General features: G+C 68.4%; 21 protein-coding genes. 16 read left to right on the top strand and 5 right to left on the bottom strand.

The features are described 5' to 3' along the window. Nucleotides 1–202: 202 nt before the first annotated feature. Nucleotides 203–619 (top strand): DUF2000 domain-containing protein, encoded by a 417-nt coding sequence (locus KY661_RS13970; RefSeq protein WP_225410664.1) that lies wholly within the window; start codon nucleotides 203–205, stop codon nucleotides 617–619. Nucleotides 620–649: 30 nt separating this feature from the next. On the opposite strand, the gene KY661_RS13965 is transcribed toward KY661_RS13970, so the two are convergent. The 5 genes from KY661_RS13965 to KY661_RS13945 all read right to left on the bottom strand — a co-directional run bounded on the left by KY661_RS13965 (nucleotide 650) and on the right by KY661_RS13945 (nucleotide 6,696). After that, nucleotides 650–928 carry a hypothetical protein gene (locus KY661_RS13965; RefSeq protein WP_225410663.1) on the bottom strand — a complete coding sequence of 93 codons (279 nt, stop codon included), beginning with the start codon at nucleotides 926–928 and terminating at the stop codon, nucleotides 650–652. A gap of 73 nt (nucleotides 929–1,001) precedes the next feature. After that, the gene (locus KY661_RS13960; RefSeq protein WP_225410662.1) at nucleotides 1,002–1,472 is read right to left on the bottom strand and encodes a cupin domain-containing protein; all 471 of its coding nucleotides are present in this window, start codon (nucleotides 1,470–1,472) and stop codon (nucleotides 1,002–1,004) included. 33 nt (nucleotides 1,473–1,505) lie between these two features. After that, the gene (locus KY661_RS13955) at nucleotides 1,506–4,622 is read right to left on the bottom strand and encodes an efflux RND transporter permease subunit (protein ID WP_225410661.1); all 3,117 of its coding nucleotides are present in this window, start codon (nucleotides 4,620–4,622) and stop codon (nucleotides 1,506–1,508) included. 19 nt (nucleotides 4,623–4,641) lie between these two features. Further along, nucleotides 4,642–5,718: an efflux RND transporter periplasmic adaptor subunit gene (locus tag KY661_RS13950; RefSeq protein ID WP_225410660.1), complete on the bottom strand. Its 1,077-nt coding sequence runs from the start codon at nucleotides 5,716–5,718 to the stop codon at nucleotides 4,642–4,644. A gap of 228 nt (nucleotides 5,719–5,946) precedes the next feature. Beyond that, nucleotides 5,947–6,696 carry a DNA/RNA non-specific endonuclease gene (locus KY661_RS13945; protein WP_225410659.1) on the bottom strand — a complete coding sequence of 250 codons (750 nt, stop codon included), beginning with the start codon at nucleotides 6,694–6,696 and terminating at the stop codon, nucleotides 5,947–5,949. A gap of 217 nt (nucleotides 6,697–6,913) precedes the next feature. Between KY661_RS13945 and KY661_RS13940 the strand changes: the two genes are divergently transcribed. The 15 genes from KY661_RS13940 (at nucleotide 6,914) to gspM (ending at nucleotide 23,235) form a co-directional block, all read left to right on the top strand. Beyond that, on the top strand, nucleotides 6,914–8,287 hold the full coding sequence (locus tag KY661_RS13940) for an erythromycin esterase family protein (protein WP_225410658.1): 1,374 nt from the start codon (nucleotides 6,914–6,916) through the stop codon (nucleotides 8,285–8,287). 49 nt (nucleotides 8,288–8,336) lie between these two features. After that, entirely contained in the window at nucleotides 8,337–9,755 is a 1,419-nt protein-coding gene (locus tag KY661_RS13935) for a sigma-54-dependent transcriptional regulator (RefSeq protein WP_075010430.1), read from the top strand. Nucleotides 9,756–9,945: 190 nt separating this feature from the next. Further along, the gene (gene gspC / locus KY661_RS13930) at nucleotides 9,946–10,872 is read left to right on the top strand and encodes a type II secretion system protein GspC (protein WP_225410657.1); all 927 of its coding nucleotides are present in this window, start codon (nucleotides 9,946–9,948) and stop codon (nucleotides 10,870–10,872) included. A 27-nt stretch (nucleotides 10,873–10,899) separates the two neighbouring features. Then, on the top strand, nucleotides 10,900–13,434 hold the full coding sequence (gspD, locus tag KY661_RS13925) for a type II secretion system secretin GspD (RefSeq protein WP_225410656.1): 2,535 nt from the start codon (nucleotides 10,900–10,902) through the stop codon (nucleotides 13,432–13,434). A 5-nt stretch (nucleotides 13,435–13,439) separates the two neighbouring features. Continuing rightward, the gene (gene gspE / locus KY661_RS13920; RefSeq protein ID WP_225410655.1) at nucleotides 13,440–15,251 is read left to right on the top strand and encodes a type II secretion system ATPase GspE; all 1,812 of its coding nucleotides are present in this window, start codon (nucleotides 13,440–13,442) and stop codon (nucleotides 15,249–15,251) included. A gap of 42 nt (nucleotides 15,252–15,293) precedes the next feature. Beyond that, nucleotides 15,294–16,550 carry a type II secretion system inner membrane protein GspF gene (gspF, locus tag KY661_RS13915; protein ID WP_225410654.1) on the top strand — a complete coding sequence of 419 codons (1,257 nt, stop codon included), beginning with the start codon at nucleotides 15,294–15,296 and terminating at the stop codon, nucleotides 16,548–16,550. Nucleotides 16,551–16,561: 11 nt separating this feature from the next. Next, a complete protein-coding gene (locus tag KY661_RS13910; protein ID WP_225410653.1) occupies nucleotides 16,562–16,708 on the top strand; it encodes a hypothetical protein in 147 nt (48 codons plus the stop codon). A gap of 76 nt (nucleotides 16,709–16,784) precedes the next feature. Further along, nucleotides 16,785–17,210, top strand: a complete 426-nt coding sequence (gene gspG / locus KY661_RS13905; protein ID WP_398577186.1) for a type II secretion system major pseudopilin GspG — start codon at nucleotides 16,785–16,787, stop codon at nucleotides 17,208–17,210. A 13-nt stretch (nucleotides 17,211–17,223) separates the two neighbouring features. Continuing rightward, nucleotides 17,224–17,658, top strand: a complete 435-nt coding sequence (locus tag KY661_RS13900; protein ID WP_225410652.1) for a type II secretion system protein GspG — start codon at nucleotides 17,224–17,226, stop codon at nucleotides 17,656–17,658. After that, nucleotides 17,655–18,350, top strand: coding sequence for a pilus assembly FimT family protein (locus KY661_RS13895; protein ID WP_075010424.1), 696 nt, complete (start codon nucleotides 17,655–17,657; stop codon nucleotides 18,348–18,350). Before KY661_RS13900 ends, KY661_RS13895 begins: the two co-directional genes overlap by 4 nt. Beyond that, on the top strand, nucleotides 18,347–19,078 hold the full coding sequence (locus KY661_RS13890) for a prepilin-type N-terminal cleavage/methylation domain-containing protein (RefSeq protein ID WP_225410651.1): 732 nt from the start codon (nucleotides 18,347–18,349) through the stop codon (nucleotides 19,076–19,078). Before KY661_RS13895 ends, KY661_RS13890 begins: the two co-directional genes overlap by 4 nt. Then, nucleotides 19,075–19,746: a type II secretion system protein GspJ gene (locus KY661_RS13885; RefSeq protein ID WP_075010422.1), complete on the top strand. Its 672-nt coding sequence runs from the start codon at nucleotides 19,075–19,077 to the stop codon at nucleotides 19,744–19,746. The genes KY661_RS13890 and KY661_RS13885 overlap by 4 nt, the downstream gene beginning before the upstream one ends. Continuing rightward, complete coding sequence (locus tag KY661_RS13880) at nucleotides 19,746–21,074, top strand: type II secretion system minor pseudopilin (protein ID WP_225410650.1); 1,329 nt, start codon at nucleotides 19,746–19,748, stop codon at nucleotides 21,072–21,074. Before KY661_RS13885 ends, KY661_RS13880 begins: the two co-directional genes overlap by 1 nt. Nucleotides 21,075–21,077: 3 nt before the next feature. Continuing rightward, complete coding sequence (gene pilM / locus KY661_RS13875) at nucleotides 21,078–22,673, top strand: pilus assembly protein PilM (RefSeq protein WP_225410649.1); 1,596 nt, start codon at nucleotides 21,078–21,080, stop codon at nucleotides 22,671–22,673. Between the two features lie 4 nt (nucleotides 22,674–22,677). After that, nucleotides 22,678–23,235 carry a type II secretion system protein GspM gene (gene gspM / locus KY661_RS13870; protein ID WP_075010419.1) on the top strand — a complete coding sequence of 186 codons (558 nt, stop codon included), beginning with the start codon at nucleotides 22,678–22,680 and terminating at the stop codon, nucleotides 23,233–23,235. Nucleotides 23,236–23,240 lie beyond the last annotated feature (5 nt).

Here is a 23,240-nt window from a genome sequence, read left to right as displayed (position 1 = left end):
AGGAACAGCCTGGGGAACCTAGCGGGCGGCCCTGGAGGCCCCAAGCCGGTGAGCGCGGCGGCCGTGCCTCATCGCCTGAATGTTGGGAAACAGTCCTTCGCGCGTTGAAGGAGAAAACACACAACCAGCCCTCCGGTGCACAAACGTTCCAGACGGCCAGAGCCGCCCGCGCGGAGGATGTCCCTCTCACCAGGAGATCTCCATGCCCGAGCCGTTCACCACCAAGATTGCCCTCATCGTGCGCGAGGACCTCGCCGGATGGCAGAAGCTGAATGTCGCCGCCTTCCTGGCCTCCGGCGTCACCGCCTCGGCGCCCGAGGCCCTGGGCGAGTCCTATGAAGATGCCGCGGGGCGGCGCTACAGCCGGATGCTCGGCCAGCCGATGCTCATCTTCAGTGCCTCCCGCGCGCAGCTCCAGGACGCGCACCGCGTGGCGCTCGAACGGGAGCTGGCCGCCACGGTCTATGTCGGCGCCATGTTCTCCACGGGCCATGACGAGGCCAACCGCGACGTCTTCCGGAAGGAGAACCCGGAGGACCTCGACCTGGTGGGCCTCGCCGTCCGTGGCGGCCGCAAGCAGGTCGACAAGGCCGTGAAGGGGCTGAGCCTGCACAAGTGACACCGCCCTCAGGGGCGATGGCCCAGCGGGTTACCAAGACACCCCGGGGTAGCCCGGCACGAGCACGGTGCCTCCCACGGGAGCACAGAAGTTGTAGGCGTAAGAGAGGCACCGGTTGGGCGTGGACGCACTCGCGTAATAGCCGGTCCGCCCATCGTCACAGGTGATGCTGCACCCCGCTGCGGCCGCCGACGTCTGGGAGCCGGCTTCCACTTCCGGAATGCTTTCCTCTCCCTCCCCGGCACCACCACACGCCGCCAGGCTCAGGGACAGGAGGGACACCACCACCCACGGGGACGCCGTCTTCATGCGGACTCCTCGGTTCAGCGAGAGGCCCGGAGTATGCCCGAGCGGGCCCAGCAGACGCACGCCCAGTGAATCCTCACTCGGGCGAGGCAGACGCCTTCACAGACTCGCCTTGGCGGAAGCGTTGCTCAGGGCCGGGGCCCACGTAGATCTGCACAGCCCGGAAACGGGGGGCGCCCTCGGGCACGCGCGCGAGGTGACGGACGCCCGCGGGGATATAGACCGCATCCCCTGGTTGCACGGACAGCGCGCGGCCTTCGATGGACATCTCCACGTGGCCTTCCTCGACGTAGAGCATCTCCACGCTGTGCTCATGGATGTGCTCGGGCACCCCGGCGCCGGCCTGAAGCTCCAGGATGCCCAACGAGGCCGCGCTCGCCCCCGTCTCCGCGTTGACCAGCAGGAGCGCGGTGCCCTTGCCTCCCGGCAGGAGGAAGGCCGGGGCCTCCGCGCTGCTCACCACATGGCGGACGGGCACCGCGGGGGTGTGGGTACACCCGAGGACCCCACACGACGCCAGCACGGCCAACGACGGGAGAACGTTCATCCTGGCTCCTCGCTCCAAATTCCCCTCAGCCTATCAGTGTCCCTGCTGAGGCGCGGGCGCTGAGACGAGCAGCGGCGCCTCGCTGCCGGCGGACACCGTGCGCGTCCGGGCCACGAGCAGATAGATCGCCGGGACGAAGAAGAGCGTGAAGATCGTCCCGATGGCCATGCCGGTCACCAGCACGAGCCCGATGCTGTTGCGCGCCGCCGCGCCCGGCCCCTCCACCAGGACGAGCGGGAAGTGGCCCGCGACCGTCGCCACGGTCGTCATCAGAATCGGACGGAGCCGCTCGGAGGCGGCCTCCCTCACGGCCTCGAGCTTCGTGTGGCCCTCCTCCTGGAGCCGGTTGGCGAAGTCGACGATGAGAATTCCGTTCTTCGCGATCAGCCCCATCAGGGTCACCAGCCCCACCTGCGAGTAGATGTTGAGCGTGGTGGTGAAGCCGTCGGTGAAGAACGTCATGTTCGGGTTCGGCATCTTCAGGAACGTGGTCAGCAGCGACCCGAAGAGCGCCAACGGCACGGACCCCGCGAGGATGATGAGCGGATCCCGGAAGCTGTTGAACTGGGCCGCGAGCACCAGGAAGATGAGCACCACCGCGAGCAAGAACGCCGGGAGGAACTTGTTGCCCTCGACGCGCAACTGCCGCGACTCGCCCGTGTAATCGATGCTGTAGCCCTTGGGCAGAATCCGGGACGCCTCCGTCTCCAGGTAGGTGAGCGCCTCGTCCAACGGCCGGATGGCCACGCCGCTCAGCTTCACCGCGTTGAGCTGCTGGAAGCGGTTGAGCGACCGGGGCGCCACCGTGTCCCGGATGGAGGCGATGGAGGAGAGCGCCACGAGCTGGCCGTTGGGGCCCGTCACGTGGATGTCCTTCAACTGCTCGGGGTTGAGCCGGGACACCCGGAGCACCTGGGGAATGACCTTGTAGCTGCGCCCGGCGATGTTGAACCGGTTGACGAAGTTGCCGCCCACCGCCGCGCTCAGGTCCTGCCCCACCGTGGTGAGGTTCAGCCCCAGCTGCGCCACCTTCTCGCGGTCGATCTCGACCTGAGACTGGGGCTGGTCGATCTTCACGTCGATAAGCGGCGGGAAGGCGAACAGCCCGCTCTGGGCCGCCTTCTCCTGGAGCTGCTGCGCGAACCCCAGCAGCTCCTCCGCCTCCGCCGTGGAGGCGATGACGAACTCCACCGGGAAGTTGCCACCGCCTGGCAGCGCCGAGGGCAGGATGGGGAAGGTCTGAATGCCCGGGATGGCGCTGACCCGCGCCTGCGTCTCGGCCAGCACCTCCGCCGCGGAGCGCTGCCGCTGCGACCACGGCTTCAGCTCCAGGCCCCAGAACCCAAAGCCCGGGCTGGTGATCTGGAAGGTAGAGGCCGCCTCCGGCATCTCCATCACCGTCCGGTTCACCTCCTGAACGGACGGGAGGAGCTGATCCAACGTGGAGTTGGACGGCGTGTTGACGATGCCAAAGACGATGCCCTGGTCCTCCGTGGGCGCAAGCTCCTGCGGCGACTGCGAGAACATGAGAAGCGCGAGCACGCTCAGCACCGCCCACGCGGTGTAGACCACGCTCCGTGCGCGCAGCGCGCGGTCCAGCGACCTCGCGTACGCGGCCCGCAGGCGCTCGAACGTCCGGTTGATGAACCCCGGCAGGCCCTGGTCCTCGTGCCCCGCGCGCAGCAGGGCGGCGGACATCATTGGCGAGAGCGTCAGCGCCACCACCCCCGATAGGGTCACCGCCCCGGCCAGCGTAAGCGCGAACTCGCGGAACAGCGAGCCGGTGAGCCCGCCCTGGAAGGCGATGGGCGCATAGACCGCGGCGAGCGTGAGGGTCATCGCGATGATGGGCCCGGCCAGCTCCCGCGCCCCCCGGAGGGCGGCCTCGACGGGCCGCAGCCCCTCGCGCAGGTGGCGCTCCACGTTCTCCACCACGACGATGGCGTCATCCACCACCAATCCCACCGAGAGCACCACCGCCAGCAGGGTGAGCAGGTTCACGGTGAACCCGAAGAGCTGCATCAGGAACACCGTGCCGATGAGCGACACCGGGATGGCCACCACCGGCACCAGAATCGAGCGCACGGAGCCAAGGAACAAGAAGATGACCACCACGACGATGATCAGCGTCTCCACCAGCGTGCTCACCACCTCATCGATGGCGTCCTGGATGTACTCCGTTCCATCGAAGGTGATGCCCCCCTGGATCTGCTCCGGCATTTCCTTCTGCAGCGCGTTCATCTCCGCGTGCACGAGCTTCAGGACATCCAGGGAGTTGGCGTGGGGCAGCACCCACAGGCCGATGAACACCGCCTCCTTCCCGCCCGCCCGGACGTCGTTGTCATAATCCTCGGCCCCGAGCACCACGTCCGCGATGTCCGAGAGCCGCACCACCGCGCCGCCGTCCCGGCGCACGATGAGCTGCCGGAACTCCTCCACCGAGCGCAGGTCCGTGTTCGCCGTGAGGTTCACCTGGACGAGCGAGCCCTTCGTCTGCCCGACCGCGGCCAGGTAGTTGTTGCTGGCGAGCGCCTGCCGGACCTGCGCCGGGCTGATGTTCAGCGCGGCCATCCGGTCCGGCTTCAGCCACACGCGCATCGCGAACGTGCGCGCCCCAAGGATGTCCGCGCGCTGCACGCCCTCGATGGCGGACAGCCGCGGCTGCACCACCCGCACGAGGTAGTCGGTGATTTCGTTCTGCTTCAGGAAGTCGGAGGAGAAGTTGAGGTAGGCCATGGCGGCCTGGCTGTCCGCGGACTCGATGCTGAGCACGGGGACCTGGGATTCGGGGGGCAGGTCGCCGCGCACCTGGTCGACCTTGGAGCTGATCTCGCTGAGCGCGCGGTTGGAGTCGTAGTTGAGCTTGAGCCGGGCGCGGATGGTGGACACCCCCTGCGCGCTCTGGGACTCGACGTAGTCGATGCCGTCCGCGGAGGCGATGACGCGCTCCAGGGGCGTGGTGATGAAGCCCCGGACCAGCTCCGCGCTGGCGCCGATATAGGCCGTCGTCACGACGATGTCGGCGTTCTCGCTGCGCGGGTACTGCCGCACGTTGAGCGACTGAATGGCCTGAAGACCCGCGATGATGATGAGCAGGTTGACCACCAGCGCCACCACGGGACGCCGGATGAAGAGATCGGTGAAGTTCATGGGGCCGTCTTCCGTTCCACTACGGGGCGACGGGCTGGGGCGCGGTCTCGGCCTGCGGCGCCAGCGCGTTGTTGACGGCGACGGCCGCGCCATTGCGCAGCTTGAAGACGCCGTTGCTGACCACGGTCTCTCCGGGCTTCAGCCCCGAGGTCACCGCGATGAAATCCCCCCGCCGCTCGCCCAGCCGCGTGAACCGCTGCTGCGCCACGAGGTTCGGCTTCCCGGCAGCATCCTTGCCCTCTTCAAGGACGAACACCGAGTCTCCATACGGGGCGAAGAGTACGGCGGTGGTGGGGATGGCCACCACCTGGCGCGCGTCCTCGGAGAGCACATCGATGGAGGCGAACATGCCCGGCAGCAGCCGCCCGTCCGTGTTGGACACGGTGGCGCGCATGCGCACGTTGCGGGAGGAGAGCTCCACCTCGGGGTTGATGGTCGTGAGCGCGCCCTCCCAGGTGTCCTTCGGGAAGACATCGACCTGGACCCGCACCTTCTGCCCCTCCTTCACGTCCGCCAGGGCCTGCTGCGGCAGGAGGAACTCCACATGAACGGGATCCATGGACTGGAGGGAGGCGATGGGGCTGCCCGGGGAGACGACCTGGCCCAGCTCCACCTGGCGGATGCCGATGCGGCCATCGAAGGGCGCGCGGATGACCTTCTTGGCGATGAGGGTGCGCAGGTGGGTCACCGTGGCCTCGGCCTGGACCGCGCGCGCCTGGGCGGCCTCGAGATCCGCCTGGGGCTTGGAGCCCTGGGTGGCCAGAGACTGGACGCGGGCGCGGGTGAGCCGGGCCAGCTCCGCGTCCGCCTCGGCTCCCACCAACTGGGCCGCCTCGCTGGCGGTGTCGAGCTGGACGAGCACCTGCCCCTTCTTCACCCGCGCGCCGTTCTCGAAGCCGATTTCACGGACAATGCCGGACAGCTCGGAGCCCAGCGTCACGCCCCGGACCGCGAGCACCGTGCCCACGGCCCGCTGGGAGGCCTGCCACGTGATGGCCTCGGCCTTGACCGAGGTGACGGACTCGGGGGGCGGGACATAGGAGGCCCCCGCGTCGATCATCGCGCCGATCTGCGCCGCCTTGATGCCCACGAGCACGGCGATGACTCCCAGCAAAGCCAGGATGCCGAGGATCCACCCCTTTCGATTGCTGGCGGGACGTGGGGAAAGAGAGGGATTTTCAGAAGAAGCAGAGACAGGCATCGCGAGCACTCGGCGGGGAAAAGTGCGGGCCGTGTAGCCGATTCGCCGGGTGCTTGCGCTCTTGAAAGTAAAAACCAGCTGTGGGCAACGGTTCGCTGTCCAGGAGAACCGTTTTCCGGGGCGTTAATTGCACCCCGCACTGGTGAGGAAGCTCACGCCCCGGTTCTTCTCGGCCACTCCGTTCGGGCCTCCTGCGTCCGTGTTCAAGAAGGAGAGCGACACGCTGTCGCCGGTGGCCTGGTTGCGCAGCTCCATGATCAGGGCGTTGGGGACGATGCTGCTGATGTTCGGGTAGTTCGCACCGACGTAGTAGCGCATCCGGCGATTGGGCAGGGCCGCGCACTTGGCCATCTTGTTCTCGAGCACCACCCAGTTTCCGCGATTGAAATTGGCATCCTGCGGGACGAGGTTCGCCCGCCCGCCCCACCCTCCGAGCTGAGAGCCAATGAGGTGTCCCCCGTCATAGTCGTTGCTGGGGTCCGCCGCGTCCCCCCACCGGCCCACGTTGGTCTGGCACGTCTCGGCGCGCGCCGCCGCGGCGATCGGCGGCAAGTACGCGTAGGCCCGGTGCGGCCGGCCCGAGCTGTCAATGAAGTGGTACATGCCATTCAAGCTGTGCCAGGCATTCCGATCGCTCGCCGGAAAGAACTGCGGACACTCGGTGATGGCGGCCGGGGTGATGAACCCGACGCCGTAGGGCGCCATCGCCCAGCGGATCTCGTCTTCGGAGTGGCTCTCGAAGAAGTCCATCAGTCCGCCCGGACCACCAAAGTCCTGCTCGATCTGGCTGACGGCCTCTTCGCCTCCCAGGTGCTGGGCGCCACAGCCAACGAGACAGAGGCCGGACAGCATCACCACAAGCAGCTTTCTCATGCGCGTTCTCTTCACTCTCTTGGGGGGGAGCTTCGGAGTGTCGAGGATACGGCGTGAGGCAATGAACTCGATAAAACAGCCGGTGTCACAATGAAATTGACAATCCGTGAATACAGCCGTGCCGCACCCGCTTCCGGACCCCATCCGCCGGGGAGAAGAGAGAGGGCCTGAGTGCTTGCCTGGACCCGTGCCTGCTGGCTCCCGGTGACTGGGCGGCATGCTGCATCCTGCCCACCTTGTGGGCATGGTCCCCCTCTTCGATGAGCCAGACATCTCGCAGGACTTGCTCAACGGCGTGCGCTCGGCGGCCGTGCCGCTGACGGGTGCCGCCGCGGATCTGGATGCGCTGATCGAGGGCATCGGCGATGCGCGCTTCGTCCTGCTGGGCGAGGCGACCCACGGAACCCATGAATTCTATGCGCTGCGCGCGGCCCTCACCCGCCGGTTGATTGCCGAGCACGGCTTCACCGCCGTGGCGGTGGAGGCGGACTGGCCGGACGCCCTGCGCGTCAACGCCTTCGTCCATGGCGAGGGAGACGACCCGGACGAGGAGCGCGCGCTGGGAGACTTCCAGCGCTTCCCCCGGTGGATGTGGCGCAACCAGGACACCGTGGAGCTGGTGCGCTGGCTGCGGAATCACAACGCCTCCCAGCCTCCGGAGCGCCAGGCGGGCTTCTACGGGTTGGATCTCTACAGCCTGCATGCCTCGATGCGCGCGGTGGTGGACTACCTGGAGCAGGTGGACCCCGAGGCGGCCCAACGGGCGCGCGAGCGCTATGCCTGCTTCGAGCGCTTCGGAGATGATCCCCAGCATTACGGGCACGCCGTGGCCTCGGGCCGGGCCAGCCCCTGTGAGGCCAAGGCCGTGGCGCAGCTCCTGGAGCTGCAGCGGCGCCCGCCCCTCCACGCCCGGGACGTGGACGCGCGCTTCTTCGCCGAGCAGAACGCCCGGCTGGCCCGGAACGCGGAGGCCTACTACCGGGCGATGTACGCGGGCCGCCACGAGAGCTGGAACCTGCGCGACACCCACATGGCGGACGCGGCGGACGCGCTCGCCGGACACCTGACCCAGAAGACGGGACGGCCCGCGAAGCTGGTGGTGTGGGCCCACAACTCCCACCTGGGGGATGCGCGCGCCACGCAGCTCGGAGACCAGGGGGAGCTGAACCTGGGCCAGCTTTTGCGGCAGCGGCACGGCCGGGCCACCTACAACGTGGGCTTCACCACGTACACGGGCACCGTCCTCGCGGCCCACGAGTGGGATGGGCCCGGGGTGCGCCGGAAGATCCGCCCCGCCCTGCCCGGCAGCTACGAGCACCTGTTCCACGAGGTGGACCTCGGGCGCTTCCTGCTGCGCACGAAGGACCTGGGCGAGGCCGCCTCGGGCCTGCGCGAGCGGCGGCTGGAGCGCGCCATCGGCGTGGTGTACGCCCCCCGCACGGAGCGCTGGAGCCACTACTTCCTGGCCGACCTGCCCGCGCAGTTCGATGCCGTGGTGCATTGCGACGAGACGTGGGCCCTCCAGCCCCTGGACGCGGACGCCGGGCACGAGGAGGAGGACGCCCCCGACACCTATCCGTTCGGCCTGTAGCCCCGGTGGGAATAAGGATTGCAGGGCCCTGTTGGGAGGCCTTCCATCCATGACCACCGCCACGGTTCTGGTCGTCGACGACGACCGCGCCAATCTCGACTCCGTCGCCCGCATCTTTCAACGCGAGGGGCTTGCCACGCACTGCGCCTCCAACGGCACCGAAGCGCTGGAGCTTCTGCGCAAGCCGGAGGTCAGCGTCATGGTGACGGACCTGATGATGCCCGGCATGGATGGGCAGGAGCTGCTCAAGGCCTCGCGCACCATCCGCCCCGACGTGGAGGTGGTGCTCATGACGGCCTACGGCACCGTGGAGACGGCCGTGGCCGCCATGAAGGATGGCGCCTACGACTTCATCACCAAGCCGCTCAAGCGCCACGCGCTGGTGAAGGCCGTGCAGAAAGCCCTGGAGAAGCAGGCCCTCGTCGCCGAGAACAAGGTCCTCAAGGCGAAGCTCGCCGAGATGGGCGCCTCGGGCGGCAAGGCCATGGTGGGCCTGGCCCCCGCCTTCCGCGCCATGATGGACACGCTGCGCCAGGCGGCCCCCTCCACCGCCACCGTGCTCCTCATGGGGGAGTCCGGCACCGGCAAGGAGCTGGCCGCGCGCGCCCTGCACGAGCACTCCTCCCGCGCCAAGACGGCCTTCATCGCCGTCAACTGCGCCGCCCTGCCCGAGAGCATCCTCGAAGCCGAGCTCTTCGGCGTGGAGCGCGGCGCCTACACCGGCGCGGTGGCCCGCCGCGAGGGCCGCTTCGAGCGCGCCCACGGGGGCACCCTCTTCCTGGACGAGGTGGGCGAGATGCCCCTGTCCGCGCAGGTGAAGCTGCTGCGCGTGCTCCAGGAGGGCGAAATCGAGCGGCTGGGCGGCACCCAGACGGTGAAGGTGGACGTGCGGCTGGTGGCCGCCACCAACAAGGATCTCCAGAAGGAGGTCGCCGAGGGGCGCTTCCGCGAGGACCTCTACTACCGCCTGAACGTGGTGGAGGTGCGCGTGCCGGCGCTCGCCTCGCGCCGCGAGGACATTCCGCTGCTGGCCGATGCCTTCCTGCGCCGCTTCGCCGCCAAGAACGGCAAGACGGTGCGCGGCTTCTCCCCCGAGGCCCTGCAGATCCTCGAGAACTATGCCTGGCCGGGCAACGTGCGGGAACTCGAGCACGCCGTCGAGCGCGCGGTGGTGCTGGCCAAGGGCGAGGCGCTGGAGGCCAGCGACTTGCCCGAGAGCGTCCGCAAGGGGCCCCTGGGCTCGGCCGGCCAGCTCGTCATCCCCATTGGCACCCCCATGGAGGAAGTCGAGCGCCGGGTCATCCACGAGACGCTGCGGCACACCAAGGGCGACAAGACGCTGGCCGCCCGGCTGCTGGGCATCGCCGCGCGCACCATCTACCGCAAGCTGGAGCGGGAGTCCTCCGGGGGACCGGAGCGTGAAGGTCTAGGGCCCGAGGAGCCCCGCGTCCCCGGCACCGCCGACTGACAGCCCGTCAGGCGATGCCCCCACCGGCTTTGACAAATTGTCCACGCGGTCCCCGCCCATTGCCCCCGGGCAGCCGAGGGGGCCCACTGCTGGAATAATTCCGGGCACTTGGCCGTAGGCCACCGGTTTCACGCCGCCCCAGGGGTGGCACTTGGCTTGCTCAATGACGGGCAGCCCTTCTGGACGCGTGATGGAACTCTTCTTTCGCAAATACTTCTGGACCGTGAACCTGGTGTTCATCTTGCTCGTCGCCTGGATGGTGGCGCGCACGGCGAACCTGTTCGTGGAATCCGCCATCGCACCCGGCCTCGGCTCGGAGCAGATGGCACGCATGCCGCAGCGGACCCACGCGGCCACCCAGCAAGCCATGCTGGACATGGAGACCCTCTCGCGGCTCACGGGCATCAAGATCCCCGAGCCCGAGGTCGCCGTTCAGGAGCCCTCCTCGGCCCCGCCCGTGGACGAGAACGCCGAGCCCGTGAAGAGCGGCCTGCGGGTGAAGCTCCTGGGCACGCTGGTGGCCGCCGACAAGCTCTGGTCCTTCGCGTCCGTGCAGGACATGGGCACCCAGCGCTCGCAGACGTACATGGTGGGTGACCGCATCCAGGGCGCCGAGGTGACGGACATCCTTCGCGAGCGCGTCATCATCATCAACAATGGCCGCCGGGAGTTCATCGACGGGCAGCCGGGCGATGGCGCCGCGCCGGTGCCCACCTACCCGCCCCCGGCCGTGGCCACGGCCCCCCCCGCGGGCCCTCCCAACAACGGCCTGGGCAACGGCATCCGCTCCACGGGCGAGAACGAGTACGAGGTGCCCCGCACGGAGATCGACCGCACCCTGTCGAACCTCAACGAGGTGGCGATGCAGGCGCGCATCGTGCCGGCCTTCAAGGACGGCCAGGCGCAGGGCTTCAAGCTCTTCTCCATCCGCCCGGACTCCATCTATTCGAAGATCGGCGTCCAGAATGGGGACGTCATCCGCCGCATCAACGGCTTCGAGCTCAACAGCCCCGAGAAGGCCCTGGAGGTCTACTCCAAGCTGAAGGAAGCCGGCCGCATCGAGATCGAGATCGAGCGCAACGGAGCGCCGATCCGCAAGACGTACAACGTTCGTTAACCCCCGCAGCGTACGCCCTTTCCGACAATGAAGACGCTCCCGTCCTGGTCGCTCCTTCTGTGCCTGGTGCTGGCCACCCCGCCCGCTTGGGCCCAGCGCCGCCCCCTCTCGCAAAACACCAACCCCGACACCGCCGGGGAGCGGCAGATCGCCCCGCAGGCGACGGCCACGGGCGAGGGCACCTCCGCCACCGTGCGCTCCACCCCCAGCTGCGAGGAGGCCCGGCGCCGCGCCCGCTACGGCATCTACTTCGACAAGGTGGACATCGAGAAGCTGGTGCAGACGGTGTCGGATGCCACGTGCAAGACGTTCATCCTTCCGGAGAACGTGCGCGGGAAGATCTCCATCATCGGCCCGGAGAATGGCCGCGTGGAGGTGGACGCCGACTCGTTCTACGCCGCGTTCCTGGCGGCCCTCGACGCCAACGGGCTGTCGGTCTACCCGCACGGCCGCTTCCTGAAGATCGTCGACAAGCGCTCGGCCAAGCAGAACCCCATCCCCACCATCATCGACGGGGACACGGCCTACACCACCAACGAGCAGATGGTGACGAAGCTCTTCCGCATCCAGCACGTGGAGGTGGAGCCCTTGCGCGGGGTGCTCCAGCAGCTCGTGTCGAAGGATGGCGACACCATCCCGTACCCGCCGGACACCATCATCGTCAACGACGTGGGCTCCAACATGCACCGCCTGGAGCGCATCATCAACCAGCTGGATGCCCGCTCCGCCAGCGACGAGATGCGCATCATCCAGGTGCAGTACGCCAGCGCCCAGGAAGTGGCCGGCACGGTGCAGAAGCTCTTCGAGTCCAAGGCGAGCCGCCCCGGCCAGCGCCCGGGCAGCTTCAACAGCCCCAGCCCGGGCGGCGTGCCGCCCGACATGTCCCAGGGCGGCGGGGAGAGCAACGGCCCGGTGACGCTCTCGCAAATCATCCCGGATGAGCGCACCAACAAGCTCATCATCGTGGCCAGCCCGGGCGCGTTCGACCGCATCCAGGAGATCGTCAAGGAGGTGGACATCCCCACCGACTCCGGGGGCCGCATCAACGTCTACCCGCTGGAGAACGCGGACTCGGAAGAGCTGGCCAGCACGCTGCAGACGCTGGCGCAGGGCACCGCCAACCGGCCGCGCACCACGCCCCAGCAGCAGCCCCCGGGCGTGCCGCGCCAGAACTCGGCCGTGGCCGCCGAGCTGTTCTCCGGCGAGGTGAAGGTGTCGGCCGACAAGGCCACCAACTCGCTCGTCATCGTCGCCAGCCAGGCGGACTACAAGAACATCGTCCGCGTCATCGAGAAGCTCGACATCCCGCGCCGCCAGGTGTTCGTCGAGGCGGTCATCATGGAGGTCAACCTCGACCGCAACTCCGAGTTCGGCATCAACGTCCACTCCGGCTACAAGCTGGACACCAGCGACGGGCCCGCCACGGGCATCGTCGGCACGAAGTACACCAAGCAGGGCGCCCCGCCCTCCTTGAGCCTGGGCTCGCTGGTGAACCTGGGCGGCTTCCTCGCGGGCCTGCAGGGCCCCGTCATCCCCGAGCTGAAGAACCTGGGCATCGACGTGCCGGCCTTCGGCGTGGTGCTGCACGCGCTCCAGCAGAACTCGGACGTGAACGTGCTGTCCACCCCGCACCTGCTCACCAGCGACAATGAGGAGGCGGAAATCACCGTGGGCCAGAACGTGCCCTTCCAGGCCGGCTTCTCCCCCACCTCGCTGGGCGGCAGCATCGGCAACATCGGCGGCATCTCCGGCGGCGCCAACGGCGGCCTGAGCAGCGCGCTGCTCGGCCTGGGCTCCTCGTTTGCCCCCATCACCCGCCAGAACGTGGAGCTGAAGCTCACCGTCAAGCCGCAGATCAACGAGAGCGACTTCATCCGCATGGTCATCACCGAGCAGACGGAGGAAATTGCTTCCAGCGATCCCGTGCTCGGCCCCACCACCTCCAAGCGCAGCGCGAAGACGACGGTGGTGGCCAAGGACCAGGAGACGGTCGTCATCGGCGGCATCATGCAGGACCGCACCATCGAGAGCGTCTCCAAGGTGCCCGTGCTGGGCGACATCCCCCTGCTGGGCCACCTGTTCCGGGAGACCACGCGCCGCAAGACGAAGACGAACCTGCTCCTGTTCCTGACGCCCTACATCATCCGCAACCAGAGCGACTTCCGGACCATCTTCGAGCGCAAGATGAAGGAGCGGCAGCAGTTCGTGGAGCAGTTCTACGGCCAGGTGCCGGGCTACCAGGTGCCCATCGACTTCAGCCGCAAGCCGGGCCCCCTGTCGCGCATGAACCAGACGGTGCTCCGCGAGCAGCAGAAGGCGGAGAACGGCGGCCCCGGCGCCGCGGGCGAGCGCGTCATCACCCCCGCGAGCGAGGCCCCCGCCTCTCCCCCCGCGAACCCGCCCTCGCCGGGCGGGCAGGCTCCCGGGGCCTCGGAGGGCCTGCCGGTGGGGACGGAGGTGCGGGAAGCCGCGTCCTCTCCCCCGGGTTCAGAAGGGTCAACGCCCCCTCCCGAATCCCCGGAACAACTGCGCATCCAGCCTGACACGGGAGAGGGCGAGTAATCCCCATGAGCCTGACCACCGATCCCACCCTTCCAGCCCCCACGCCGGCCCCCAGTGCGTCGCGCAACGACGCCACGCAGATCGTCGCGCACAGCCAGGCCTACCTGTCCGGCCGCCCGCTGGGTGAGATTCTCCAGGCCACCGCCTCGCTCTCCGCGGAGAAGCTCCAGGAGGCGCTCGCCGTCCAGGCGGAGAAGGGTGGCCGCATCGGTGAAGTGCTCGTGGGGCTCAAGGCGGTCACCGAGGACGACGTGGCCAAGGCGCTGGGCACCCAGCTCGACCTGCCCTTCCTCCAGCGCATCTTCGTGGACGAGGTGGACCCGGAGCTCGTCAAGCGCGTGCCCATCAACTTCGCCAAGCAGGCGAAGCTCCTGCCGCTCGCCCTCGAGGACGAGACGGTCATCATCGCCGTGGCGGACCCGCTGGACACCGCGGTGCTGGACAACGCCCGGCTGCTGCTCGGCCTGAACGTCAGCCCGCGCATCGCGCTGGGCTCCACCATCGTGGATGCCATCAACGCCGTCTACGACCGGTCCATCAACGAGGCCGAGCAGCTCGTGGACGAGATGGAGGAGGCGGACCTCGACTCGCTCGCGCACGAGTTGGAGGAGCCCAAGGACCTGCTCGACACGGACGACGAAGCGCCCGTCATCCGGCTGGTCAACTCCATCCTCTTCCGCGCCGCCAAGGAGCGCGCGAGCGATATCCACATCGAGCCCATGGAGCGCGAACTGCTGGTGCGCTTCCGCGTGGACGGCGTGCTGCAGGAGGTCATCAAGCCGCCCAAGCGCTACCAGAACTCCATCGTCAGCCGCGTGAAGGTGATGGGGCAGCTCAACATCGCCGAGAAGCGCCTGCCCCAGGACGGCCGCATCCGCATCAAGCTCGCCGGCCGCGACATCGACATCCGTCTGTCCACCATCCCCACCACGTTCGGTGAGCGCATCGTCATGCGTCTGCTGGACAAGACCGCGACGCTGCTGGACCTGGCCGAGATCGGCATGAGCCAGCACACGCTCTCGGGGATCAGCGCCGTCATCAAGCGCTCGCACGGCATCATCCTGGTGACGGGCCCCACGGGCTCCGGCAAGACGACGACGCTCTACGGCGCGCTGTCGAAAATCAATACCCCGGACCTCAACATCCTCACCGTCGAGGACCCGGTCGAGTACCAGCTCAAGGGCATTGGCCAGATGGCCATCAGCCCGAAGATTGGCCTCACCTTCGCCCAGGGCCTGCGCTCCTTCCTCCGCCAGGACCCGGACGTCATCATGGTCGGCGAAATCCGCGACAAGGAGACGGCGGAGATCGCCATCCAGGCATCGCTCACGGGCCACCTGGTGCTCTCCACGGTGCACACCAACGACGCGGCGGGCGCCGTCACGCGTCTGGTGGACATGGGCGTGGAGCCCTTCCTCGTGGCCTCCTCGCTCACCGCCATCCTGGCCCAGCGCCTGGTGCGCCGCGTGTGCCCGGACTGCCGCGTGCCCACCTCCACCGACGACGTGGAGCTCAAGGAGCTGGCCCACACGCGCGCTTCCTTCAAGGAGCGCTACGGCGTGGACCGCATCTACAAGGCCACGGGCTGCCCCAACTGCAACCGCACGGGCTACCGCGGCCGCACGGGCATCTACGAGTTCCTGCTGGTGGATGACGACGTGCGCCAGCTGGTGCTCAAGAACGTGGACGCGTCCACCATCAAGAAGTCCGCCATGAGCAAGGGGATGCTCACCCTGCTGGATGACGGCGCGCGCAAGGTGGCCCTGGGAGAGACAACCATCGCCGAGGTCCTCAGCATCACGCAGGAGGACATCTAACCGCCTCCCCTCCTACGGGAAGGGGCCGGGGGTGAGCCACACATGCCGGTCTTCGAGTACAGAGGTCTCAACAGCGCGGGGAAAACCATCAAGGGGCTCTTGGAGGCAGACTCGCCCAAGACCCTGCGCAGCCAGCTGCGCAAGGATGGCATCTTCCTCACGGACGTGCTCGGCCAGGCCGAGGGCAGCCGGGGCGCGGTGCGCAAGGGCGCGGGCGCCGCGCTCGCCGAGCGTGACATCGACCTGCGCAAGGTGGCGCGCGGCCGTGTCACCACCGAGGACATCGCCATCACCACGCGCCAGCTCGCCACGCTGCTGAGCGCGGGCGTCACCCTGGTGGAGTCGCTCACCGCGCTGGTGGACCAGGTGGAGAAGGAGCGCTTCAAGCGCATCCTGTCCGACATCAAGCAGCGGGTGAACGAGGGCTCCTCGCTCGCCGACGCGCTGGGCCAGCACCAGAAGGTGTTCGGCTCGCTCTACGTGAACATGGTGCGCGCCGGCGAGGCCTCGGGCGCGCTGGACACGGTGCTCCAGCGGCTGGCGGACTTCACCGAGGGCCAGGCCAAGCTGCGCCAGAAGATCGTCGGCACCATGCTCTACCCCGCCATCATGCTGGTGGTGGGCGGCGGCATCCTCGTGCTGCTGATGACCATCGTCGTGCCGAAGGTGACGAAGATCTTCGAGACGATGAACGCCACCCTGCCCTTCACCACGCGGGTGCTCATCGCGGTGAGCAACTTCCTGCAGAACTGGTGGTTCCTCATCTTCCCCACCCTGGGCCTGGGCATCTTCGGGCTGGTGGCATTCCTGCGCAGCCCGCGCGGCAAGCCCATCTGGGACCGGTTCGCGCTCAAGGCGCCCGTGTTCGGCAGCCTCGTGCGGCTGCTGGCCATCTCGCGCTTCGCGCGCACGCTGGCCACGCTGCTCAAGAGCGGCGTGCCGCTCCTGGCCGCCATGGACATCGTCAAGGCGGTCATCACCAACTCGGTGCTCTCGGACGTGGTGGAGAAGGCGAGGGACGCCATCCGCGAGGGCGAGAGCATCGCCAACCCGCTCAAGCGCTCGGGGGAGTTCCCCCCGCTCGTCTACCACATGGTCGCCATCGGCGAGCGCTCCGGCCAGCTGGAGGAGATGCTGTTCTCGGTGGCGGACAGCTACGAGACGCAGGTGGACGTGCGCATCGGCGCCCTCACCTCGCTGCTCGAGCCCATCCTCATCGTGTTCATGGGCGCGGTGATTGCATTCGTCGCCTTCTCGATCCTGATGCCCATCCTGCAGGTGAACTCGGCCATCCGGTAAGAGGCGCGGCAATGAACGACACGCTCAACAGGTGGGTCCAAGGCGTCACCCTGGCGGCCCTGCTGGCCCTGGCGGCGGCCCTGCTGGGGGTGGGTGCCGCGCTGTACGCTTCGGACTCGCAGGCCAGCGCTCCGGCCGCCCCCCGCGGCGAGCCCTGAGCGCGGCACTGTTGAGACTTTTGACACAAAGGCATGGGCAGACCGCCAGCGTCTGCCAGAAAGTCAATCGAGGGACATGATGGACACGACGACGAAGAAGCAGCAGCGCCGCCGCCGCAACCGCGGCATGACCCTGATCGAAATCATGGTCGTTATCACCATCCTCGGCCTCATCGCCGCGGCGGTGGGCGTGGCGGTCATCCCCCAGCTCAACCAGGCCCGCCGGGACCGCGCCGAGCTGGACATCAAGAGCATCCAGAACGCGCTCAAGCTCTACTACACGAAGAAGGGCAACTACCCCGACACGGCCACGGGCCTGCGGGGCCTCGTGGAAATCCAAGCGCTGGAGGCCATCCCGAGAGACCCTTGGAACAACGAGTACGTGTACCTGAACGAGGGCGGCAAGCCCGTCATCATCTCCTACGGTGGCGACGGCACCGCGGGCGGCGAGGGCCAGGACGCGGACATCTCGTCGCGCGACGCGAACCCGGCCGGCAAGTAGGCACGGAGGACCCATGGCCATGGCCGAGCACGTCTCCCCCCAGCCCCCCGTGAGCACGGCCCACCCGGCCCGGGTCGGGCGGATCGCGCTCGCCATCGTCTTCTTCCTCGGCACGGCGCTGGCCTTCGGGCTGGTGTACCTGACGCAGGATGACGCCCTGGGCCAGAAGCAGCGCCGGGCGCGGGCGCAGATTCGCCGCCTGGAGGGCTACTTCCAGGCCTTCCACCGCGCCACGGGGCGCTTTCCCACCGAGGCCGAGGGCTTCACCCCGCTCATCCAGGCCAAGGTGATGGACACCCCGCCCATGGACCCGTGGGGCAACCCGTACGTGTACCGGATGAACGACGCGCGCGCCGGCATCGTCTCCTATGGCTCGGACGGGGTGCCGGGGGGCGAGGGAGACGCCGCGGATGTCACCAGCGGCGGGCTCGAGGAGACGCGGCCATGAGACGTGCCGAGCGCGGGCTGACGCTCATCGAGATCGCCATCGCGCTGCTCATCGCCGCGGTGCTCTTCTCCGCGGTGGTGACGAGCGTGGGCGCCATCACCGGCAGCAAGGCCAAGGCGGCCGCGGCGGAGCTGGCGGGCATCATCCGCTCGCTCTACGACACGGCCGCGCTGTCGGGGAAGACGTGCCGGTTGGTGTTCGAGCTGCCCAACCCCAAGAGCGAGGAGGTGGTGCGCTACCACGCCGAGTGCGCCGCGGGCGGCGTCACCACGGCGCGCGACCGGGACGAGGCCCTCAAGACGGAGAACCGCTCGCGCGAGGACGAGGCCCGCTACGGCGCCGACGAGCGGCGCAACTTCACCTCCTCCAACAGCGGCGGGGCCCCGAGCCTCCAGGAGCTGATGGCGCAGGAGCAGAACCGGGTGGAGGAGGCCGCGCGCTTCTCCAGCTACACCAGCGAGGAGCTGGCGCCGCGGGAGCTGCCCAGCAGCGTGAGCCTCTCGGTGTGGACGCGCCAGCAGAAGGAGCCGGTGGACGAGGGCGTGGCCTACCTCTACTTCTTCCCCCAGGGCTACACGGAGAAGGCCCAGGTGTACGTGCGCCAGGGGGACAACGTCTGGACGCTCAGCCTCTCGCCACTCACCGGCAAGGTGATGGTGGCGGGAGAGGAGCTGGAGGTGCCCAAGTCATGAAGCGCACCCGCGGCTTCACCCTGCTGGAGACCGTCGTGGCGCTGGCCATCCTGGCCCTGGCGCTCATGGCCATCTTCGATCTCAACTCCGGCGCGGTCTCCAACCACGTCTACAGCAAGCACCTCACGGTGGCCTCGCTCCTGGCCCGCTCGAAGATGACGGACCTGGAGCAGCAGCTCTACGACGACGGCTTCTCCGTGGACGATGACGAGGAGTCCGGCGACTTCTCCGAGGAGGGCTGGCCCCGCTTCAAGTGGCGCGCGAAGATCATCGCGCCCAAGACGGACGGCGTCTCGCCCGACCAGCTCATCGGCGCCATCTTCAACCTGCCCATCGGTGACATGGGAGACCTGGGCGGCCTGGGTGCCATGTTTGGTGGCTCCTCGGGCAAGGACGGCCAGGGCACCAACCTGCCCAGTGGCCAGACGCCGGCCGGCGGGGGCATGGCGGGCATGGCCATGGGCATGGCGCAGCCCATGTTCACCCAGATGGTGGACCAGCTCACCAAGGCCGTGCGCGAGGTGCACCTCACCGTCACCTGGAAGGAAGGCAACCAGGTGGAGAGCATCGACGTGGTGACGCACATGGTGTCGCTGGGGCCGGGCTCGGACCGCAACGGCAGCGCCACGGGCACCAACCCGGGCGGCACCAACCCCGGCGGCATCAACCCGGGTGGCCTCAACCCGAATGGCAATCCCTCCTTGCCGAACCAGGGGGCCATCCGATGAGGCGCGCGCTCCGGGGCTTCACGCTGATGGAGGTGATGGTGGCGGTGGCCATCACCGCGCTCATCGGCACCATCGTGTCCATGGCCTTCCAGACGGGCTTCCGCGCCAAGGAGCTGGTGGAGGGCGAGGCGGAGCGCTACCGCATGGTGCGCATCGCGCTCAACCGCATGGCGCGCGAGGTGGGCTCGGCGTTCGTCAGCGACCGGTATGACCCGAAGCGCTACCGGGACGCCAACGACCGGCCCACCAACTTCGTGGGCGAGGAGGACCGGCTGCTGTTCACCACCTTCTCGCACCAGCGCCTCTACACGGACTCCAAGGAGTCCGACCAGGCGGTGGTGGAGTACTTCGTGGAGAACTCCACGGAGAAGACGGCACGGGGCCGGCAGGACCTGAAGCGGCGGGTGAACCCCAACATCGGCGAGCGGATGGACCGCGGGGGCACCACGGACGTGCTCTTCGAGGGCGTAAAGAAGGTGGAGTTCGCCTACTGGGACTCCGAGCGCAAGGAGTGGGAGGACGAGTGGGACACGCGCCGCAATGAGCGCAAGTCCATCCTGCCCACCCGGGTGCGCATCACCGTGACGGCCCTGGACGAAAACGGCAAGGAAGCGCGTTACACCACCCAGGCCCGGATCATGTTGAACACGGAGCTGCCGAGGTTCTGATGCGCGGACACTTCTCCCAGAAGGCCTCCAGGGCCCAGCGCACGCGCGGCGTGGCGCTCATCATCGCCGTCGTCTCCATCACCCTGCTCACGGTGGTGGCCACCGAGTTCGCCTACAACACCCGGGTGGACCTGCAGCTGGCGGCCAACCAGCGCGACGAGGTGCGGGCCTTCTACATGGCGCGCTCCGGCATCGCGCTCGGCCGGCTCCTCCTGCGCTTCCAGCGGCAGGTGGACCAGACACCCATTCCGAACCTCGGCGGGATGATGCAGGCGGCCCTGGGCGGCGCCGCGCCCGCCGCGGGCGCGCCGAGCGCCTCCTCGCTCAACATCCAGCTCTGGAAGCTGGCGCGTGTGGACTGCCACATGCTCAAGGGGCTGGTGAACAGCGACACCTCCGCGGAGGGCGCGCCCGCCCAGGACTCGAACTTCCAGATGGACGAGAGCGAGGGCGCGGGCGCGGAGCTGTCCGCGGCCCCCATCCGGCGCTCCTTCGGCGGCTTCGAGGGCTGCTTCCTCGCGAGCATCAGCGACGAGGAGGAGAAGCTCAACGTGCACCGGCTCTCGTCGCTGGCCACGGATGCGCTGCCCACCGCGGCGCGCATGATGGACCTGTTTGGCGACAAGCGCTTCGAGTTCCTCTTCGAGAAGGAGGACTCCAACAAGGTGCGCGTCACGCCCAAGGACGTCGTCATCGCGCTCAAGGACTGGGTGGACGAGGACGAGGGACAGTCGGGCCTCAACCTGGTGGACCCCGTCAACCCGTTCGCCTCCGGCTTCGCCGACGAGGGCATGCACTACGACCGGTTCGAGCCGCGCTACGAGCCGAAGAACGCCCGCTTCGACAGCCTGGATGAGCTCTACCGGGTGCACGGGGTGACGGACCGCTTCATGGCCGCGTTCCGCGACCGGCTCACCGTCTACCCGGACATCAACTCCCGGCCCAACATCAACACGGATGATCCGATGATGATGTACATGGCCATCCTGTCCGTGGCGGATCAGACGAAGCCGGACCCGCGGCTCCAGGACCCGGTGTTCATCCAGGAGCTGATTACCCAGATTCGCACCGCGCGCATGTTCAGCTTCATGGGCATGTCCGTGGCGGACTTCGTCAACATCGTCGCCGCCGCCGGGGTGCCCATCAACCCGAGCGTCAACCCCTCGGTGAACCGCAACGCGGCGAACAACAACCGGCTCGTGGGTGACAAGAGCCAGACTTTCACCATCAAATCCGTGGGAGAGGCGGGCAGCGTCCAGAAGACGCTCACCGCCGTGGTCCGGCTCGACGACACGCTCGGCCGGCTCCTGTACTGGAGAGAGGAATAAACGATGGCCCGGATTCTCGGCCTGGACCTCGGCAGCTACGCCGTGAAGGGCGTGCTGTTCGAGTCGAACATGAGGGGATACGCCACCAAGGCCTACGCCGAGGTGCGCCGCGCGGAGGGAGACCGGACCGAGACGCTGAAGGCGGCCCTGCAGGAGCTGATGGCCAACCCCGCGCTCCAGGCCGACCAGGTCATCGTCGCCCTGCCCGGCCCCGCGCTGATGACGCACACCTTCAGCCTGCCCTTCGGCGACCCGAAGCGCATCGAGGCCGCCCTGCCCTTCGAGGTGGAGAGCCAGCTGCCCTTCGACTTGTCGGACGTCGTCTTCGACTACCAGGTGACGGGCCAGAAGGACAACAAGGCGGCCAGCGACGTGCTGGTGGGCGTGGTGCGCAAGGAGGAGCTGTCCTCGCTGCTGGGGACGCTCACCGAGCTGAACGTCACCCCGCGCATCGTCACCCACCCGGGCATCACCTACCAGAACCTCTTCCTCCAGCTCCCCGCGGCCTTCGAGGGGCTGGACGCGGCGGAGGCGGTGGCCGTGGTGGACATTGGCCACGAGCGCACCACGGTGGCCATTGGCCGGCCGGGGGTGGGGCTGGAGTTCGCCCGCACCTTCTCCGGGGGCGGCAAGGACCTGAGCCGCGCGCTGGCCACCGAGTTCCAGACGCCACTGCCCGAGGCGCACCAGTGGAAAGAGGTGCACGGGGCGATGGCCAGCGTGGCCGCGGCGAACGGGCCAGACGCCGAGCGCGCCGCCGGGGCCTTCCTCCGGGGGCTCCAGCCGATCCTCCGGGAGCTGCGCCCTACCTTCAAGTCCTTCACGGCGCGCAGCCGGCGCCAGGTGGGCGCCGTGGTGCTGTGCGGCGGCACCGCGCGCATGCCGGGGCTCGCCGAGCAGATCGGCCGGGAGCTGCACATGCCCTCGCGGGTGCTCAGCCTGCCCAACGAGGCGATCTCGGCGGTGCCCGCCGAGGCCCAGCCCCAGGCGGCCCAGGCGTACTCGCTGGCGCTGCGCGGCCAGGCCTCCGGCGCCAAGGCGCCCCGCTTCAACCTGCGGCGCGGCGAGTTCGCCTTCAAGGGCGACTACGACTACGTGAAGGACAAGGTGGGGCTGCTGGCCTCCTTCGCCGCGACGATCCTGCTGCTGCTCGTCGCCAGCAACGTGGTGCGCAACTCGGTGCTCGCGCGGCGCGAGGCCCAGGTGGACGCGCTGCTGTGCGCCACCACCCAGCGCATCCTCGGCACGTGCGAGACGAACTACGACCGCGCGCTCAACCTGCTGCGCGGCGTGGAGAGCCCCGCCGCGGCCCTGCCCCAGCAGTCGGCCGTCAACCTGCTGGCGGAAGTCACCCAGCGCATCCCCGCCGAGGTGCCGGTGAAGCTGGACCGCATCCAGATCGACCTGGAGCGCATCATCCTCCAGGGCGAGACGGACAGTTCCAAGGAGATCGACACGCTGACGACCGCGCTCAAGGGCCACCGCTGCTTCAAGGAAGTCAACCCGGGCAAGGTGGAGAAGACGCGCGACGGCTCCAAGGTCTCCTTCCGCCTGGACATCCAGGTGCAGTGCCCCAACCAGCCCGTGGTGGAGAGCTAAGGACATGGACAAGCTTCGCCAACTGCTCACCGACGCGCGCACCCGGTTCGACCAGCTGAGCCCCCGCGAGCGCCGGCTCGTCACGGTGGCCGGCGCCGCCGTGACGGCCTTCATCTTGTTCATCACCCTGTGGTCCTTCTCCTCCAGCGCCTCGGGCTACCGGCGCCGCACCCAGGACAAGCTGGCCAAGCTCCAGCAGGTGCAGCAGCTCGCCGCCAGCTACAACGAGGCCACGCAGGCACGGAAGTCGGTGGAGCAGCAGCTCACCGCCAGCGACGTGCGCCTGCTCAGCTACATCTCCGACAAGGCCACCGCCTCCGGCCTCGAGGTGCCCAACATGACGCCCAAGGGCGAGGTGGGCATCGGGGATGGGAAGATCGTCGAGAGCAGCATGGAGCTGACCTTCACGGACGTGGACCTGCGCAAGCTGACCGACTTCCTGCGCTCGGTGGAGAGCGGCCCCGGCATCGTCAAGGTGAAGTACCTGCGCGTCGAGCCCCGCCCCGCTTCCGAGTCCCTCACGGCCTGGACCACCGTCTCCACCTACAAGCTCAAGCCGTAACGAGC

It is taken from the genome of Allostigmatella hybrida (genome assembly GCF_020103775.1).
GTDB classification, from domain to species: Bacteria; Myxococcota; Myxococcia; order Myxococcales; family Myxococcaceae; genus Hyalangium; species Hyalangium aurantiaca.
This window is presented reverse-complemented; position numbering and strand designations above follow the sequence as displayed.